This is a genomic window from Thermomonas brevis, from assembly GCF_014395425.1.
Lineage (GTDB): Bacteria > Pseudomonadota > Gammaproteobacteria > Xanthomonadales > Xanthomonadaceae > Thermomonas > Thermomonas brevis.
In genome coordinates this window covers 2,485,590-2,499,148 of sequence record NZ_CP060711.1, presented here as the reverse complement: position 1 = coordinate 2,499,148, position 13,559 = coordinate 2,485,590, and the positions used below count along the sequence as shown (strand labels likewise).

General features: G+C 70.0%; 10 protein-coding genes, 1 pseudogene and 1 riboswitch. Of the genes and pseudogenes, 4 read left to right on the top strand and 7 right to left on the bottom strand.

The genetic code is table 11. The features are described 5' to 3' along the window. Positions 1 to 83: 83 nt before the first annotated feature. The gene (gene dusB / locus H9L17_RS11500; protein ID WP_187569581.1) at positions 84 to 1,082 is read left to right on the top strand and encodes a tRNA dihydrouridine synthase DusB; all 999 of its coding nucleotides are present in this window, start codon (positions 84 to 86) and stop codon (positions 1,080 to 1,082) included. Between the two features lie 64 nt (positions 1,083 to 1,146). Here the strand turns inward: dusB and H9L17_RS11495 are convergent. The 3 genes and pseudogenes from H9L17_RS11495 to olsF all read right to left on the bottom strand — a co-directional run bounded on the left by H9L17_RS11495 (position 1,147) and on the right by olsF (position 4,814). Next, positions 1,147 to 2,160 (bottom strand): annotated as a pseudogene (locus H9L17_RS11495) (metal-dependent hydrolase). Between the two features lie 120 nt (positions 2,161 to 2,280). Continuing rightward, complete coding sequence (locus H9L17_RS11490) at positions 2,281 to 3,096, bottom strand: UDP-2,3-diacylglucosamine diphosphatase (RefSeq protein WP_246455082.1); 816 nt, start codon at positions 3,094 to 3,096, stop codon at positions 2,281 to 2,283. Further along, positions 3,093 to 4,814 carry a bifunctional ornithine lipid synthase OlsF gene (olsF, locus tag H9L17_RS11485; protein WP_187569580.1) on the bottom strand — a complete coding sequence of 574 codons (1,722 nt, stop codon included), beginning with the start codon at positions 4,812 to 4,814 and terminating at the stop codon, positions 3,093 to 3,095. The genes H9L17_RS11490 and olsF overlap by 4 nt, the downstream gene beginning before the upstream one ends. A gap of 203 nt (positions 4,815 to 5,017) precedes the next feature. Between olsF and metK the strand changes: the two genes are divergently transcribed. Then, positions 5,018 to 6,229 carry a methionine adenosyltransferase gene (metK, locus tag H9L17_RS11480; protein ID WP_187569579.1) on the top strand — a complete coding sequence of 404 codons (1,212 nt, stop codon included), beginning with the start codon at positions 5,018 to 5,020 and terminating at the stop codon, positions 6,227 to 6,229. Between the two features lie 73 nt (positions 6,230 to 6,302). Here metK and H9L17_RS11475 read toward each other — a convergent pair whose 3' ends face one another. Both H9L17_RS11475 and H9L17_RS11470 read right to left on the bottom strand, forming a co-directional pair. After that, complete coding sequence (locus H9L17_RS11475) at positions 6,303 to 6,701, bottom strand: DUF6180 family protein (RefSeq protein ID WP_187569578.1); 399 nt, start codon at positions 6,699 to 6,701, stop codon at positions 6,303 to 6,305. A gap of 35 nt (positions 6,702 to 6,736) precedes the next feature. Continuing rightward, positions 6,737 to 7,948: an OmpA family protein gene (locus H9L17_RS11470; protein WP_187569577.1), complete on the bottom strand. Its 1,212-nt coding sequence runs from the start codon at positions 7,946 to 7,948 to the stop codon at positions 6,737 to 6,739. A gap of 149 nt (positions 7,949 to 8,097) precedes the next feature. On the opposite strand from H9L17_RS11470, the gene H9L17_RS11465 reads away from it, so the two are divergent. After that, positions 8,098 to 10,014, top strand: coding sequence for an ATP-binding cassette domain-containing protein (locus tag H9L17_RS11465; RefSeq protein WP_187569576.1), 1,917 nt, complete (start codon positions 8,098 to 8,100; stop codon positions 10,012 to 10,014). Between the two features lie 89 nt (positions 10,015 to 10,103). Then, positions 10,104 to 10,172: riboswitch (S-adenosyl-L-homocysteine riboswitch) on the top strand. Positions 10,173 to 10,200: 28 nt separating this feature from the next. After that, positions 10,201 to 11,649, top strand: a complete 1,449-nt coding sequence (gene ahcY / locus H9L17_RS11460) for an adenosylhomocysteinase (protein WP_187569575.1) — start codon at positions 10,201 to 10,203, stop codon at positions 11,647 to 11,649. Between the two features lie 90 nt (positions 11,650 to 11,739). Here the strand turns inward: ahcY and H9L17_RS11455 are convergent, their stop codons facing one another. Both H9L17_RS11455 and H9L17_RS11450 read right to left on the bottom strand, forming a co-directional pair. Continuing rightward, positions 11,740 to 12,480 (bottom strand): LytR/AlgR family response regulator transcription factor, encoded by a 741-nt coding sequence (locus tag H9L17_RS11455; protein WP_187569574.1) that lies wholly within the window; start codon positions 12,478 to 12,480, stop codon positions 11,740 to 11,742. Next, positions 12,477 to 13,556, bottom strand: coding sequence for a sensor histidine kinase (locus tag H9L17_RS11450; RefSeq protein ID WP_187569573.1), 1,080 nt, complete (start codon positions 13,554 to 13,556; stop codon positions 12,477 to 12,479). Before H9L17_RS11450 ends, H9L17_RS11455 begins: the two co-directional genes overlap by 4 nt. Between the last annotated feature and the right edge of the window lie 3 nt (positions 13,557 to 13,559).

Here is a 13,559-nt window from a genome sequence, read left to right as displayed (position 1 = left end):
CCGCTCCATCATAAGTTCACTTCGCCGCTCCCGGCAGCCGGCATCGTGCGGCCCTGCCGCGGGCCGCGGCCTACAATGCGCGCATGCGCATCGGCCCCCACGCCATCGAACCGAAGGTGATCCTCGCGCCCATGGCGGGCGTGACCGACAAGCCGTTCCGGCTGCTGTGCAAGCAGCTGGGCGCGGGCCTGGCGGTGTCGGAGATGACGACCAGCGACCCGCGCTTCTGGAACACCGCGAAGTCGCTGCACCGGATGGACCACGTCGGCGAGCCCGATCCGGTCAGCGTGCAGATCGCTGGCACCGTGCCCGAAATCATGGCCGAGGCCGCGCGCTTCAACGTCGACCACGGCGCCCAGCTGATCGACATCAACATGGGCTGCCCGGCCAAGAAGGTGTGCAACGCCTGGGCCGGCAGCGCGCTGATGCGCGAGCCGGCGCTGGTGACGCGGATCGTCGAGGCGGTGGTGAAGGCGGTGGACGTGCCGGTGACGCTGAAGATCCGCACCGGCTGGGACGCCGACCACAGGAACGCGCCGGAGATCGCCCGCATCGCCGAGGACGCCGGCATCGCCGCGCTGGCCGTGCACGGCCGCACCCGCGACCAGCAGTACAACGGCGCGGCCGAGTACGAGACCATCGCCGCGATCAAGGCGATGCTGAAAATCCCGGTGATCGCCAACGGCGACATCGATTCGCCGCGCAAGGCCCGGCAGGTGCTCGACGCGACCGGCTGCGACGCGGTGATGATCGGCCGCGCGGCGCAGGGCCGGCCGTGGATCTTCGGCCGCATCGCGCACTACCTCGCCACCGGCGAGGAACTGCCGGAGCCGTCGCCGGCGGAAGTCCGCGACGTGCTGCTCGGCCACCTGCACGCGCTGCACGCCTTCTACGGCGAGGACATGGGCGTGCGCATCGCCCGCAAGCACCTGGGCTGGTACGCGAAGGACCGGCCGGAGAACGCCGCCTTCCGCGCGGTGGTCAACCGCGCGCAGAGCGCGATGGAGCAGTTGCGGCTGACGCGCGAGTATTTCGACGCGCTGGCGGCGGGCGTGGCGCCGGAATTGCTGGAAGCGGCCTGAACGACGCGCGACAGGAGGCCGCCCTTTTCACGGCGGCCACGTGGAAACGGCACGGGTTCCGCCCTTACGGCGCTGGCGGCTCGTTCCAGATGCGCGTCCAGGTGGACTGCCACATCGCGCCGACGTCGCGCGGCGGGGACGCCAGCTGGCGCACCGGAATCGGCTGCCATCCCTGCTCCGCCCGCTTCGCCACCGCAAAGCGGAAGAAATAGTCCGGCTCGCTGCCCATGCGCAGGTCGGACAGCACCAGTTCGCCGTCCACCACCCGCGCCTGCACGAAGCCGCGGGTAAACCAGACGAGTCGCTTGACCGTCGGCACGTCGCCCGCCTCGCGCAGCGCCTGCACGTTGGCGGCATGGCCGGCGAACGTCATCGGCGCGCGATCGGCGGCCAGCGAGCGGAAGCCTTCGACGTAGCCGCCGGGGGTCATCGCCACCACCCGTCACAGCAGGGTGTTGAGCGGCATCGGCACCGAGAAGCGCGGCGCGTCGGCCAGGCCCATGGCCGCCAGCGCACGGCCGGCCTCGCGTTCGACCATCGCCTTCGCCGCCAGCGACCAGCCGAGATAGCCGACGCCGAGCGCGAAGCCGGCGGCCAGCGCCCGGCCGCCCCAGCGCCGCGCGCCCGCAGCCATCGCCAGCGCGAACGCCAGCACCCACGGCAGCGTGAACAGCGGATCGACGATGAACAGCGAACCCCACATCAGCGGCGGCAGCGGCAGCGGCCAGAACAGCTGCGTGCCGTAGATGGTGAAGCTGTCCAGCAGCGGATGCGCCATCAGGCAGACGAAGATCGTCCACCACCAGCGCGCCGGCGCTTCCGCCACGCGCCCGCCGCGCCGCCGGAAGCACCACCAGATCGCCCATGCGACCAGCGGCAGCACCAGCCACGAATGGGTGGCGGCGCGGTGGCAGGTCATCCGCACCACCGGGTCGTCGCTGAGCAGCAGCGGCAGCACGTCGAGGTCGGGCAGCGTGTTCAACGCCATGCCGGCCAGCAGGGCGGCGCGGCGGTGCCGCTTCGGGGCGATGGCGGCGGCGATGACGCCGCCGTAGAACAGGTGGGTGATGGAATCCATGCGCGGATGGTAAGCGGAACCTCCCTCCCGCAAAGTCCGCGTTCGCGCGGCCAAGCCTCGCCTTCCGCATCGCGTGGCGCCGGGGGTCGGATCGGCGGAGCTTTCGCGCCGGAGATGATCCTAGGCCGCCTTCGGCAGCGGCACATCATGAGAAACGCGCAGGCGCGGCGACACCTCGGCCAATTCCTTGCCTGCATGCGACAGCAACCGCAGCGTGCCATCCATCTCCTCGACCAGCGCACTCAGGCTCTCCACCCAGTCGCCGTCGTTGGCGTAAACCAGCCCGTCTCGCTGCACCAGCGCGGCGCGGTGGATGTGGCCGCAGACGATGCCGTCCAACCCGCGCCGGCGCGCATCGTCCAGGCCCGCCTGCACGAAGCGTTCGATGTAGCGCTCCGCCGCGCCGCTTTTCGATTTCAGGAACTCCGACAACGACCAGTAGCGCAGGCCGACCCGGCCGCGCAGGGCGTTCAGCCACTGGTTGCCGGTGAGGATGCGGTAGTACAGCCAGTCGCCGAATTTTTCCTGCAGATTGCCGAAGTGCGTCGCCGCATCGTAATCGTCGCCGTGCGTCACCAGCAGGCGGCGGCCATCGGCAGTGACGTGGATCGCGCGTCGGCGCACCCGCATCGCCGGCAGGGAAAGGCCGCAGAACCGGCGGATCGGACGGTCGTGATTGCCGGGGATGTAGACGATCTCGGTGCCGGCGCGGCGCAGCGCGTGCAGCGCCTCGACTACGCGGTTGTGCGCAGCGCCCCAGCGCGCGCGGCGCTGCGCCATCCACCACAGGTCGACGATGTCGCCGACCAGATACAGGCGCTTGCAGCGCAGGGCGGACAGGAAGTCCGCAAGCTCCGCTGCGTGGCAGTGGCGCGCGCCCAGATGCACGTCGGAGAGGAACACCGCGCGTCGCAGCGGCGGCGACGCCGGCGTCACGCCGCCTCCGCTGCGTCGGGGTCGCCCAGGTAGCGCTGGCGCTTCTTCGCCCGCATCCGCTGGATGTCCACTTCGATCAACCCGTCCACCGAATCGCTGAAATCGGGATCGACGCCGAAGGCGAGGAAGCGCGCGCCGCCCGGTTCGCACAATTCCACGTATTGCTTGTAGAGCATCGGCACCTGCGCGCCGAGCGCGTCGAGGTTGGCCTTGAGCACGCGGAAGGCGGTGTCGGCGTCCAGCGCGGCGTCGCCGGCGTCCGCCGCTTCGTAGTGGAACGGCCGGCGCGAGACCGCTTCGCCCTGCGGCCCGCCGTGCCAGCGCGCATAGTGGGCGACGATCTGCGCGCGCGCCGCCAGCGGCAATGCCGCGCTGATCGACACCGCGCCGAACAGGTAGCGCACCTTCGGATGCGCGCGCAGGTACGCGCCGATGCCCTGCCACAGATAGTCGATGCTGCGGCTGCCCCAATACTCCGGCGCGACGAAGCTGCGGCCCAGTTCCATGCCCTGCGCGATGCGCGCCAACGCGTCCTCGCCGTAGTCGAACAGGCTGGCGGTGTAGAGGCCGCGCAGGCCGTGCGCGGCCAGCACCGGCGCGCCACGGGCGATGCGGTAGGCGCCGGCGATTTTTCCCGCCGCGTCGTCCCACAGCACGATGTGCTCGTACCAGCTGTCCCACGCATCCAGGTCGAGGCGGCGGCCGGTGCCCTCGCCCACCGCGCGGAAGGTCAGCTCGCGCAGGCGGCCGATTTCATGCAGCAGCGGCGCGCCTACTGCCAGCGTGCCGACGCGGATTTGCTTGCCGTCGCCGGTTTGGCCCAGCAGGCGCAGGCCGGATACGCCAGCGCGTACCAATGCGGGATCGACCGCTTCGGCCAACGGCTCGGAGCCGAAGTTGTCCGGCTGTTCGTCGCGCTGCCGGTGCGTGCCTAGCGCGTACAGCTCGCGGCGGATATGGCGCAGCAGGTCGGCATCGCAAGCACCTGATGGAATCGCACGCGGCGTTCCCACCCGCAGCACGATGCGGCGCGCGCGGCGGGCGAACATCTCGCGTGCCAGCAGCGCCGTGCCCGCCGGCTTGAACAGCGCCGACGCGCCATAGAACAGCGCCGAATTGCGCGCCTGGATGCGCACCGGCAGCACCGGCGCGCCGCAGGCGCGGGCGAAGCGCAGGAAGCCGCGCCGCCAGCGGCCGTCGCGGATGCCGCCCGGCCCGAGGCGCGACACCTCGCCGGCCGGGAACACGATCACGCATTCGCCGCGCGCCAGCGCCGCATCGACCGCGCGCACGCTGTCCGCCGATAGCCGACCTCCGAGAATGCGCACCGGCAGCAACAGATCGCCCAAGCCTTCCAGCGCAGACAGGAAATCGTTGGCGACGATGCGCACGTCGCGCCGCACCTGCCCGACCAGATCGAGCAGGGCCAGCGCATCCAGCGCGCCGGATGGATGATTGGCGACGATCAGCAGACTGCCGTGCACGGGAATGCGCGCGCGGTCGGTCTGGCTGGCGGTGTAGCCCGTGCCGAGGTGGCGCATTGCCGCCGCCACGAAGGCGAAGCCGCGTACGTGCCGGTTGGCGGCCAGGAAAGCATCGATCTCGTCCAGCCGCGACCAGCGCGCGATCCCGCGCAGCACCGGCCGGGCGATGGCGGCGCGGCGGCCGCGGAACCAATGCGGAAAGCGCTGCTGCAGACGTTGTTCGAGCTGGATCATGGCGATCGGTTTCGCGGCCCCGTTGGCCGGCAGCCTGCGCCGCGTCCGGGACAATCGGATTGCACCGGCGTTACCCGCCGGTGACGGCCGGCTTAACACCCGCCCAACACCACGACCGCCGAAAACAGGTCAGGATGCATATCCGGCCGCGCCGCTGTATCATGCGCACCCATCTTTTCATCCGAATACAGGGATATAAAGCGATGTCCAGCTATCTGTTCACCTCCGAATCGGTCTCCGAGGGCCATCCGGACAAGATCGCCGACCAGATCTCCGATGCGGTGCTGGACGCGATCCTGGCCCAGGACAAGCACGCCCGCGTGGCCTGCGAGACGCTGGTGAAGACCGGCGCCGCCATCGTCGCCGGCGAAGTCACCACCAGCGCGTGGGTGGACATCGAGGCGCTGGCGCGCAAGGTCATCAACGAGATCGGCTACGACAATTCCGACGTCGGCTTCGACGGCCACACCTGCGCCATCATCAACATGCTCGGCAAGCAGTCGCCGGACATCAACCAGGGCGTGGACCGCAAGAAGCCGGAAGACCAGGGCGCGGGCGACCAGGGCCTGATGTTCGGCTACGCCTGCAACGAGGCGCCGGAGTTCATGCCCGCGCCGCTGTACTACAGCCACCGGCTGGTGGAGCAGCAGGCCAAGGTGCGCAAGAGCGGCAAGCTGAAGTGGCTGCGCCCGGATGCGAAGTCGCAGGTGACCCTGCGCTACGACGGCCACGACATCGTCGGGCTGGAAGCCGTGGTGCTTTCGACCCAGCACGATCCGGGCGTGAAGCAGAAGGACCTGATCGAGGCCGTGCGCGAGAGCATCCTCAAACCGGTGCTGCCGAAGAAGTGGCTGGACGCGCTGCCGAAGAACAGGGTGCACATCAACCCGACCGGCAAGTTCGTGATCGGCGGCCCGGTGGGCGACTGCGGCCTGACCGGCCGCAAGATCATCGTCGACAGCTACGGCGGCATGGCCCGCCACGGCGGCGGCGCGTTCTCCGGCAAGGATCCGTCGAAGGTCGACCGCTCGGCCGCCTACGCCGCGCGCTACGTGGCGAAGAACATCGTCGCCGCCGGCCTGGCCGACAAGTGCGAGGTGCAGGTGAGCTACGCCATCGGCGTGGCCGAGCCGACCTCGATCTCGGTGACGACGTTCGGCACCGGCAAGGTCAGCGACGACACCATCGAGAAGCTGATCCGCGCCCACTTCGACCTGCGCCCCTACGGCATCACCCGCATGCTGGACCTGGAGCATCCGATCTACCAGCCGACCGCCAGCTATGGCCATTTCGGCCGCAAGCCGAAGGAAATCGGCTACACCGACGGCGAAGGCAGAAAGCACAAGGCCACCGCCTTCTCGTGGGAGAAGACCGACAAGGCCGAGGCGCTGCGCAAGGCGGCGAAGCTGAAGTAAGCCGCGTCTTCGATACGCGACACCGGGACGGGCCGCAGCGATGCGGCCCGTTCCTTTTCCGCCGCCGCGACGCCTACCTGGCCGCGTCCGACCCGGCGGCCTTGCGCAAGGCCGCCGCGACCTCGGCCTTGATCCGCGCCGAGGCCGGGTTGCCAGGCCCGGCATAGTCCAGCGCCTGCACCACCCAGACCGTCAACGCACCGGCCTGGATGCAGTAGGTCACCAGCGACCGACCGCCGCCGCCGGGCCCGGAAACGTGCACGGCCAGCTTGCCCTGCACGTCCTGCGCGCGCGTCGCGTAGCCGGCCGCCTCCGCCGCGCGCTTGATGGTGGCTGCGCATTGCGCCACCGACAGCCGCGCGGCGGGCACGCGCTCGACCTCGTAGTCCAATCCGAAATCCCCGGCCCGCGCGCCCCCGGCGGATGCCGCCAGCAGGGCCGCGGCGATGGCGCATCGCATCGTGTTCGTCATGTCCTTTCCCTCCGGATGGCGGAATGGCGCGCCGGTCAGGTGCGCACGAAGATTTCGACCCGGCGGTTCAGCTGGCGCCCGGCGGGGTTGTCGCGTCCTTCCAGCTCGTTGGGCGCCACCGGCTGCGCCTCGCCATAGCCCTTCGCGCCGGCCTCGCGCGCAGTGCCGCGTTCGCGCAGGGCGGCCACCACGGCGTTCGCGCGCCGCTCGGACAACGCCTGGTTGTAGTCGTCGCCGCCCTTGGCATCGGTATGCCCGCGTATCTCCATCGCCTTGGCCTGAACGCCCCGCAGCGCGCCGGCCAGCACGTCCAGCACCTTCGACGCATCCGGGCGGATGTCGGACTTGTCGAAGTCGAACAGCACGCGATCCTCCAGCGTGATCACGAAGCCGCAGGGCGCACCCGGCGGGGCGAATTTCTTCAGCGGCGGAAACCTGCCGGCCGGCGCCACTTTCGGGATCGGCGCCATCGCCACCTGCTTCGCGGGCGTGCCGACCTGACCGGTGCCGTCGCCGTTGTTCACCACCAGGCCGTGCGGACCGTTCCACGTGCCGGAGCCGTCGCTCTCGATGCGCACAATTCCCTGCGGGCCGTTCCACGTACCGGAACCGTCGCCGTTGTTGGTGATGATGCCGCTGTCGCCGTTCCAGGTGCCGGCGCCCCGGCCGTCCAGCGAGATGATCCCGTAGCGGCCGTTGTAGGTGCCGCTGCCGTCGGCCTCGACCCGGATGATGGCGTCGTCCGCGCCGCCTTCGCCGCTGCCGTTGATGGTGCCGCTGCCGTCCGCATTCACCGTGACGATGCCTCCCTCGAAGTTGGCGGTGCCGCTGCCGTCCGCGCCGATCTTGAAGATGCCCTCGTCGCCGTTGCGGAGCAGGCTGCCGTGCTCATCGACGCTGGTGATGCCGGCATCGTTCACAAGCGCGCCATCGGTCGCGCAACTGGCCGGGCGCACGCTGATGCCGGCGATGGGATCGAGGACATCCTGCATCGAAGACTCCAGCGCGCGCTGGGCCGGGCCGACGCCGACGATGTCCGGCACCACGATCTGCGGGATGGCCGGGAACTCGATCTCGCCCGCGCTCAACGGGCCGGCATCGGCCTGCCTGGGCGCCTCGCCGGCCGGGGAGACGCCGGCCTGCCCGGCGGTCGCCGCGGGATCGGGCGCGCCGCCACAGGCGCCGAGCGCGAGGGCGCAGGAGAATACGAGGACGCGGGATGTCGATGACAGGGGCTGGCGTGGCATGGCGATCCATTGCATTGGGGGAGCCTCGGATATAGCAGCACCCGCCTCGCGCCGCGTTAGCCACAAGTGAAGCGGGCCCGGGTTCTCCGGCCTGCTGCGTCGACGCACGGCAAGGCGCCCAAGCCACCGCGACCCTCTACAATGCGCGCATGCCCTTGATGCAATTCCAGCGCGTCGACTACGGCGTCGGCGGCCCGCTGCTGCTCGATCACGTCGACCTCACCATCGAACCCGGCGAACGCGTCTGCATCGTCGGCCGCAACGGCGCGGGCAAGTCCACGCTGATGCGGCTGATGGCCGGCGAGATCCGGCCCGACGACGGCGAGATCCGCGTGCAGAACGGCATGGTGGTCGCGCGGATGGCGCAGGAAGTGCCGCAGGACACGCAGGGCTCGGTGTTCGACGTGGTCGCCGACGGGCTGGGCGACCTGGGCCAGCTGCTGGCGCGCTACCACCACGCGGTGCACGAAGGCGACATGGCCGCGATGGCCGCCGCGCAAACCGCCATCGAGGCGCGCGACGGCTGGGACATCGACCGCCGCGTGCAGCAGGTGCTGGAGCGGCTGGAGCTGCCGGAGGACGCCGACTTCGCCGCGCTGTCCGGCGGCATGAAGCGGCGCATATTGCTTGCGCAAGCCCTCGTGCGCGCGCCCGACATCCTGCTGCTGGACGAGCCCACCAACCACCTCGACATCGAGGCCATCGACTGGCTGGAGGGTTTCCTCAAGTCGTTCGCCGGCAGCCTCGTCTTCGTCACCCACGACCGCAGCTTCCTGCGCGCGCTCGCCACCCGCATCGTCGAGATCGACCGCGGGCAGGTCACCGGCTGGCCCGGCGACTACGACAACTACCTGCGCCGCCGCGAGGAGCGCCTGCACGCCGAGGCGCAGGAGAACGCGCGCTTCGACAAGCTGCTGGCGCAGGAGGAAGTGTGGATCCGGCAGGGCATCAAGGCCCGCCGCACCCGCAACGAAGGCCGCGTCACCGCCCTCAAGGCGATGCGCCGCGAACGCGCCGCACGCCGCGAGCTGACCGGCAAGGTGAAGATGGAGGCCGCCGCCGCGCAGGCGTCCGGAAAGAAGGTCGTCGAGATGACCGGCGTGTCGCAGGCGTTCGGCGACAAGGTCATCCTGCGCGACGCCTCGGCCACGATCCTGCGCGGCGACCGCGTCGGCATCATCGGCCCGAATGGCTCCGGCAAATCGACGCTGCTGAAGATCCTGCTGGGCGAACTGACGCCCGACGCCGGCAAGGTGGAGCTGGGCACCAACCTGCAGATCGCCTACTTCGACCAGCACCGCAGCCAGCTGGACGAAACCCGCAGCGCGCTGGAAAACGTGGCCGGCGGGCGCGATTTCGTGGAGATCAACGGCAGCCGCAAGCACGCCATCGGCTACCTGCAGGAATTCCTGTTCTCGCCGGAGCGCGCGCGCGCGCCGATCACCCGCCTGTCCGGCGGCGAGCGCAACCGCCTGCTGCTGGCGCGGCTGTTCGCGCAGCCGTCCAACCTGCTGGTGATGGACGAACCGACCAACGACCTCGACGTCGAGACGCTGGAGCTGCTGGAGGAACTGCTGCTGGATTACACCGGCACCCTGCTGCTGGTCAGCCACGACCGCGACTTCCTCGACAACGTGGTGACCAGCACGCTGGCGCTGGAAGGCGACGGCCGGCTGGGAGACTACGTGGGCGGTTATACCGACTGGCTGCGCCAGCGGCCCGTTCTTACCCGTCATTCCCGCGAAGGCGGGAATCCAGCTGTTGATCTTGTTTCATCTCGAAAGACGCTGGATTCCCGCCTTCGCGGGAATGACGAGCAAAAGGCAGCGCCGATCTTGCCTCCGGCGAAGAAGAAACTCAGCTACAAGGACCAGCGCGAACTGGAACAGCTGCCCGGCCGCATCGAGCAGCTCGAAACCGACATCGCCGCGCGCACCGAAGCGATGCAGGACGCCGCCTTCTACGCGCAGGACGCCGCCGCGCAGCAGCGCGCCAACGCGGAACTCGCGGCGCTGCAGGCCGAGCTGGACAAGGCATACGCGCGCTGGGAAGAACTGGACGGCTGACGCCTTCGCCGCGGGCCGCATCCGGCCACGGGGGCGGCTTCCCGACGGCCGGTTCATCCGCCCCGCGCCCGCGGGCGCTACAATGCGCGCCGGCCGAGGGGCGCTGCGATCGCGACATGCGACCAGGCTCGGCATCGAAACAACGGCGCCCGTGACCGCAATCCACCGCACTCACGGAGCATCCGCATGAACGCCGCAACCAGGACCTTCTCGACCGAGGGCGACTACAAGGTCGCCGACATTTCGCTGGCCGACTGGGGCCGCAAGGAACTCGACATCGCCGAGCACGAGATGCCCGGCCTGATGTCGATCCGCAGGAAGCACGCCGCCTCCACGCCGCTGAAGGGCGTGCGCGTCACCGGCAGCCTGCACATGACTATCCAGACCGCCGTGCTGATCGAGACGCTGAAGGACATCGGCGCCGACGTGCGCTGGGCCTCGTGCAACATCTTCTCGACGCAGGACCACGCCGCCGCCGCGATCGCCGCCACCGGCACGCCGGTGTTCGCGTGGAAGGGAGAGACGCTGGAGGAATACTGGGACTGCACGCTGGACGCGCTGTCCTTCCCCGACGGCAACGGCGGCTTCCTCGGCCCGCAGCTGGTGGTGGACGATGGCGGCGACGTGACCCTGCTGATCCACAAGGGCTTTGAACTGGAACAAGGCGACGAGAGCTGGGTTAACTCGGCCTCCGGCAGCCACGAGGAGCAGGTCATCAAGAACCTGCTCAAGCGCGTGCACGCCGAGCGTCCGGGCTACTGGACCCGCGTCGTCGCCGACTGGAAGGGCGTGTCGGAGGAAACCACCACCGGCGTGCACCGCCTCTACCAGCTCGCCGAGAAGGGCCAGCTGCTGGTGCCGGCGATCAACGTCAACGATTCGGTCACCAAGTCGAAGTTCGACAACCTGTACGGCTGCCGCGAGTCGCTGGCCGACGGCCTGAAGCGCGCGATGGACGTGATGCTGGCCGGCAAGGTGGCGGTGGTCTGCGGCTACGGCGACGTCGGCAAGGGCAGCGCGCATTCGCTGCGCGCCTACGGCGCCCGCGTGATCGTGACCGAGATCGATCCGATCTGCGCGCTGCAGGCGGCGATGGAAGGCTACGAGGTCAAGACCGTCGAGGACACCCTCGGCGTCGCCGACATCTACGTCACCACCACCGGCAACAAGGACATCATCACCCTCGCCCACATGCAGGGGATGAAGGACCAGGCCATCGTCTGCAACATCGGCCACTTCGACAACGAGATCCAGGTCGATGCGCTCAAGGGCCTGGCCGGCGTGAAGCAGGTCAACATCAAGCCGCAGGTGGACCGCTTCGATCTGCCCAACGGTCGTTCGATCTTCCTGCTGGCCGAAGGCCGCCTCGTCAACCTCGGCTGCGCCACCGGCCACCCGAGCTTCGTGATGAGCAACAGCTTCTCCAACCAGACGCTGGCGCAGATCGACCTGTGGGCGAACAAGGACGCCTACGCGCCGCAGGTCTACATCCTGCCGAAGAAGCTGGACGAGGAAGTGGCGCGCCTGCACCTGGAAAAGATCGGCGTGAAGCTGACCAGGCTGACCAGCGAGCAGGCCGACTACCTCGGCGTGCCGGTGGACGGCCCGTTCAAGCCGGAACACTACCGCTACTGATTCCGGCGGCCGCAGCGCGCCCCTGCGCGCGGTACGGTGCAATGCCACGAAACGCCTCCGCCGGAAACGACGGGGGCGTTTCCGTTTGGCCTACAACGCCAGCCGTTCGCGCAGCTCGCGCGCCTGCCGGCGCGAGACCTCAACCTCGCCGCCGCCCTTGAGCCGCAGCAGGTAGCCGTCGGCGATGGACGGCTCCACGCCGCGCACCATGCGCAGGTTGACCAGGGTGTTGCGGTTGGCGCGGAAGAACAGCGCCGGATCCAGCCGCGCCTCCAGCGCGCTGAGGCTGCGCGCCAGCAGCGCGCTCTGGTCGCGGAACCAGATCCGGGCGTAGTTGCCGTCGACGACGATGCGCTGGATCTCCGACAGCGCGACGAACCAGCAGCGCTCGCCGTCGCGCAGGAACACCTGGTCGTCGGCGCCGAGCAAGCCGCGAGGCGGCCCGCCGCCGGCCGCTTCGCCGTCGTCCTGCGCCAGCCGCTGGCCCGCGCGCTCCAGCGCGGCGCGCAGGCGCTCGGGCGCGACCGGCTTGACCAGGTAGTCGAGCGCATTGGCCTCGAACGCGCGCACCGCATACTGGTCGTAGGCGGTGGTGAACACCACCATCGGCGCGCGCTCCAGCCCGTCCAGCACGTCGAAGCCGCTGCCCGACGGCATCTGGATGTCCAGCAGCACCAGGTCCGGATGCAGCCGCGCGATCGCCTCGCGCGCGGCCGGCACGTCGTCGGCCTCGCCCACGCACTGCACGTCCGGCAGGTCGGCCAGCATCGTGCGCAGCTCCTGCCGGGCCAGCCGGGCGTCCTCGACGATCAGCACGCGCAGCGCGGTCATTGCGGTATCTCCAGACGGGCCAGCACGTCGGTTCCCCGCTGCCGCAGCTCGAAGCGGCCCGGCCGCTCGGCGCGCGCCAGCCGGTCGCGCAGATAGGCCAGGCCGACGCCATGCCCGCCCGCCGCGCCTTGCCCGAGCATGCCTGGGTTTTCCACCTCGACCCGCAGCGTGCGCGCGTCCATGCCGATCCGCAGGCGCAGTTCGCCGCCGCCGGGCGTCACCGCGATGCCGTGCCGGATCGCGTTCTCGACCAGCAGCTGCAGCGCCATCGGCGGGATCAGCGCGGCGCGCACGTCGTCGCTCCAGTCGCGGCGGACGCGCAGGCGCTGCTCGTAGTGGATCTGCTCGATCGCCAGATAGTCCTCCACTACCTGCAGCTCGTCCGCCAGCGGCACCCAGTCGCGCGCGTTGTGTTCCAGCGCGTGCCGCAGCGTGCTGGACAGGCGCGTCACCATTTCCCGCGCGCGCGCCGGATCCTCGTTGATCAGTGCGCGCAGGTTGTTGAGCGCGTTGAACACGAAGTGCGGGTTGAGCCGCGCACGCAGCGCGTCGCGTTCCAGCGCGAGCCGCTCCGACTCGGCCTTGAGCCGCGCCAGCTCGCTCTGCCGCGCGCGCCGCAGCGAGCGTCCGCCGGCCCAGCCCGCCGTCCACAGGCCGAGCACGATCGCGGTGTTGATCCAGTAGCCGAACACGGAGGACGGGCGGTAGTCCATGCGCCCGCCCGGCAGTTCGATCCAGCCGGCCCCGGCCAGCGACAGCAGCAGCAACGCCAGCACCAGCTGGATGGCGGTGGCGCCGGCCAGCACGCCGCCCAGCAGCCGCGCCGCCAGCGCAAGACCGTCGCGCTGGAGCCAGCCGTGGCGCAGCGCGCGCCGCCGCAGCAGGGCGCTGGCCAGGTACAGCAGCGCGGCCATCAGCACGCTGATCGCCGCGACGCCGGAATACCAGCCGAAGACCAGCGTGCCGAACGACAGGCTGATGCCCGCGTACGCCGCCCAGACCGCGCCGTTGATCGCCAGGAAACGGCGCTGCTGCTTGTCGGTGTCGGCGTCCAACGGCTCCCCTGCGGCCTGCATGGC

What these genes read in the sequence shown, in the direction of transcription:
- dusB (WP_187569581.1), top strand. Translation starts at nt 84, where the DNA reads ATGCGCATCGGCCCCCACGCCATCGAACCGAAGGTGATCCTCGCGCCC.
- olsF (WP_187569580.1), bottom strand. Translation starts at nt 4,814, where the DNA reads ATGATCCAGCTCGAACAACGTCTGCAGCAGCGCTTTCCGCATTGGTTC.
- metK (WP_187569579.1), top strand. Translation starts at nt 5,018, where the DNA reads ATGTCCAGCTATCTGTTCACCTCCGAATCGGTCTCCGAGGGCCATCCG.
- H9L17_RS11475 (WP_187569578.1), bottom strand. Translation starts at nt 6,701, where the DNA reads ATGACGAACACGATGCGATGCGCCATCGCCGCGGCCCTGCTGGCGGCA.
- H9L17_RS11470 (WP_187569577.1), bottom strand. Translation starts at nt 7,948, where the DNA reads ATGCCACGCCAGCCCCTGTCATCGACATCCCGCGTCCTCGTATTCTCC.
- H9L17_RS11465 (WP_187569576.1), top strand. Translation starts at nt 8,098, where the DNA reads ATGCCCTTGATGCAATTCCAGCGCGTCGACTACGGCGTCGGCGGCCCG.
- ahcY (WP_187569575.1), top strand. Translation starts at nt 10,201, where the DNA reads ATGAACGCCGCAACCAGGACCTTCTCGACCGAGGGCGACTACAAGGTC.
- H9L17_RS11455 (WP_187569574.1), bottom strand. Translation starts at nt 12,480, where the DNA reads ATGACCGCGCTGCGCGTGCTGATCGTCGAGGACGCCCGGCTGGCCCGG.
- H9L17_RS11450 (WP_187569573.1), bottom strand. Translation starts at nt 13,556, where the DNA reads ATGCAGGCCGCAGGGGAGCCGTTGGACGCCGACACCGACAAGCAGCAG.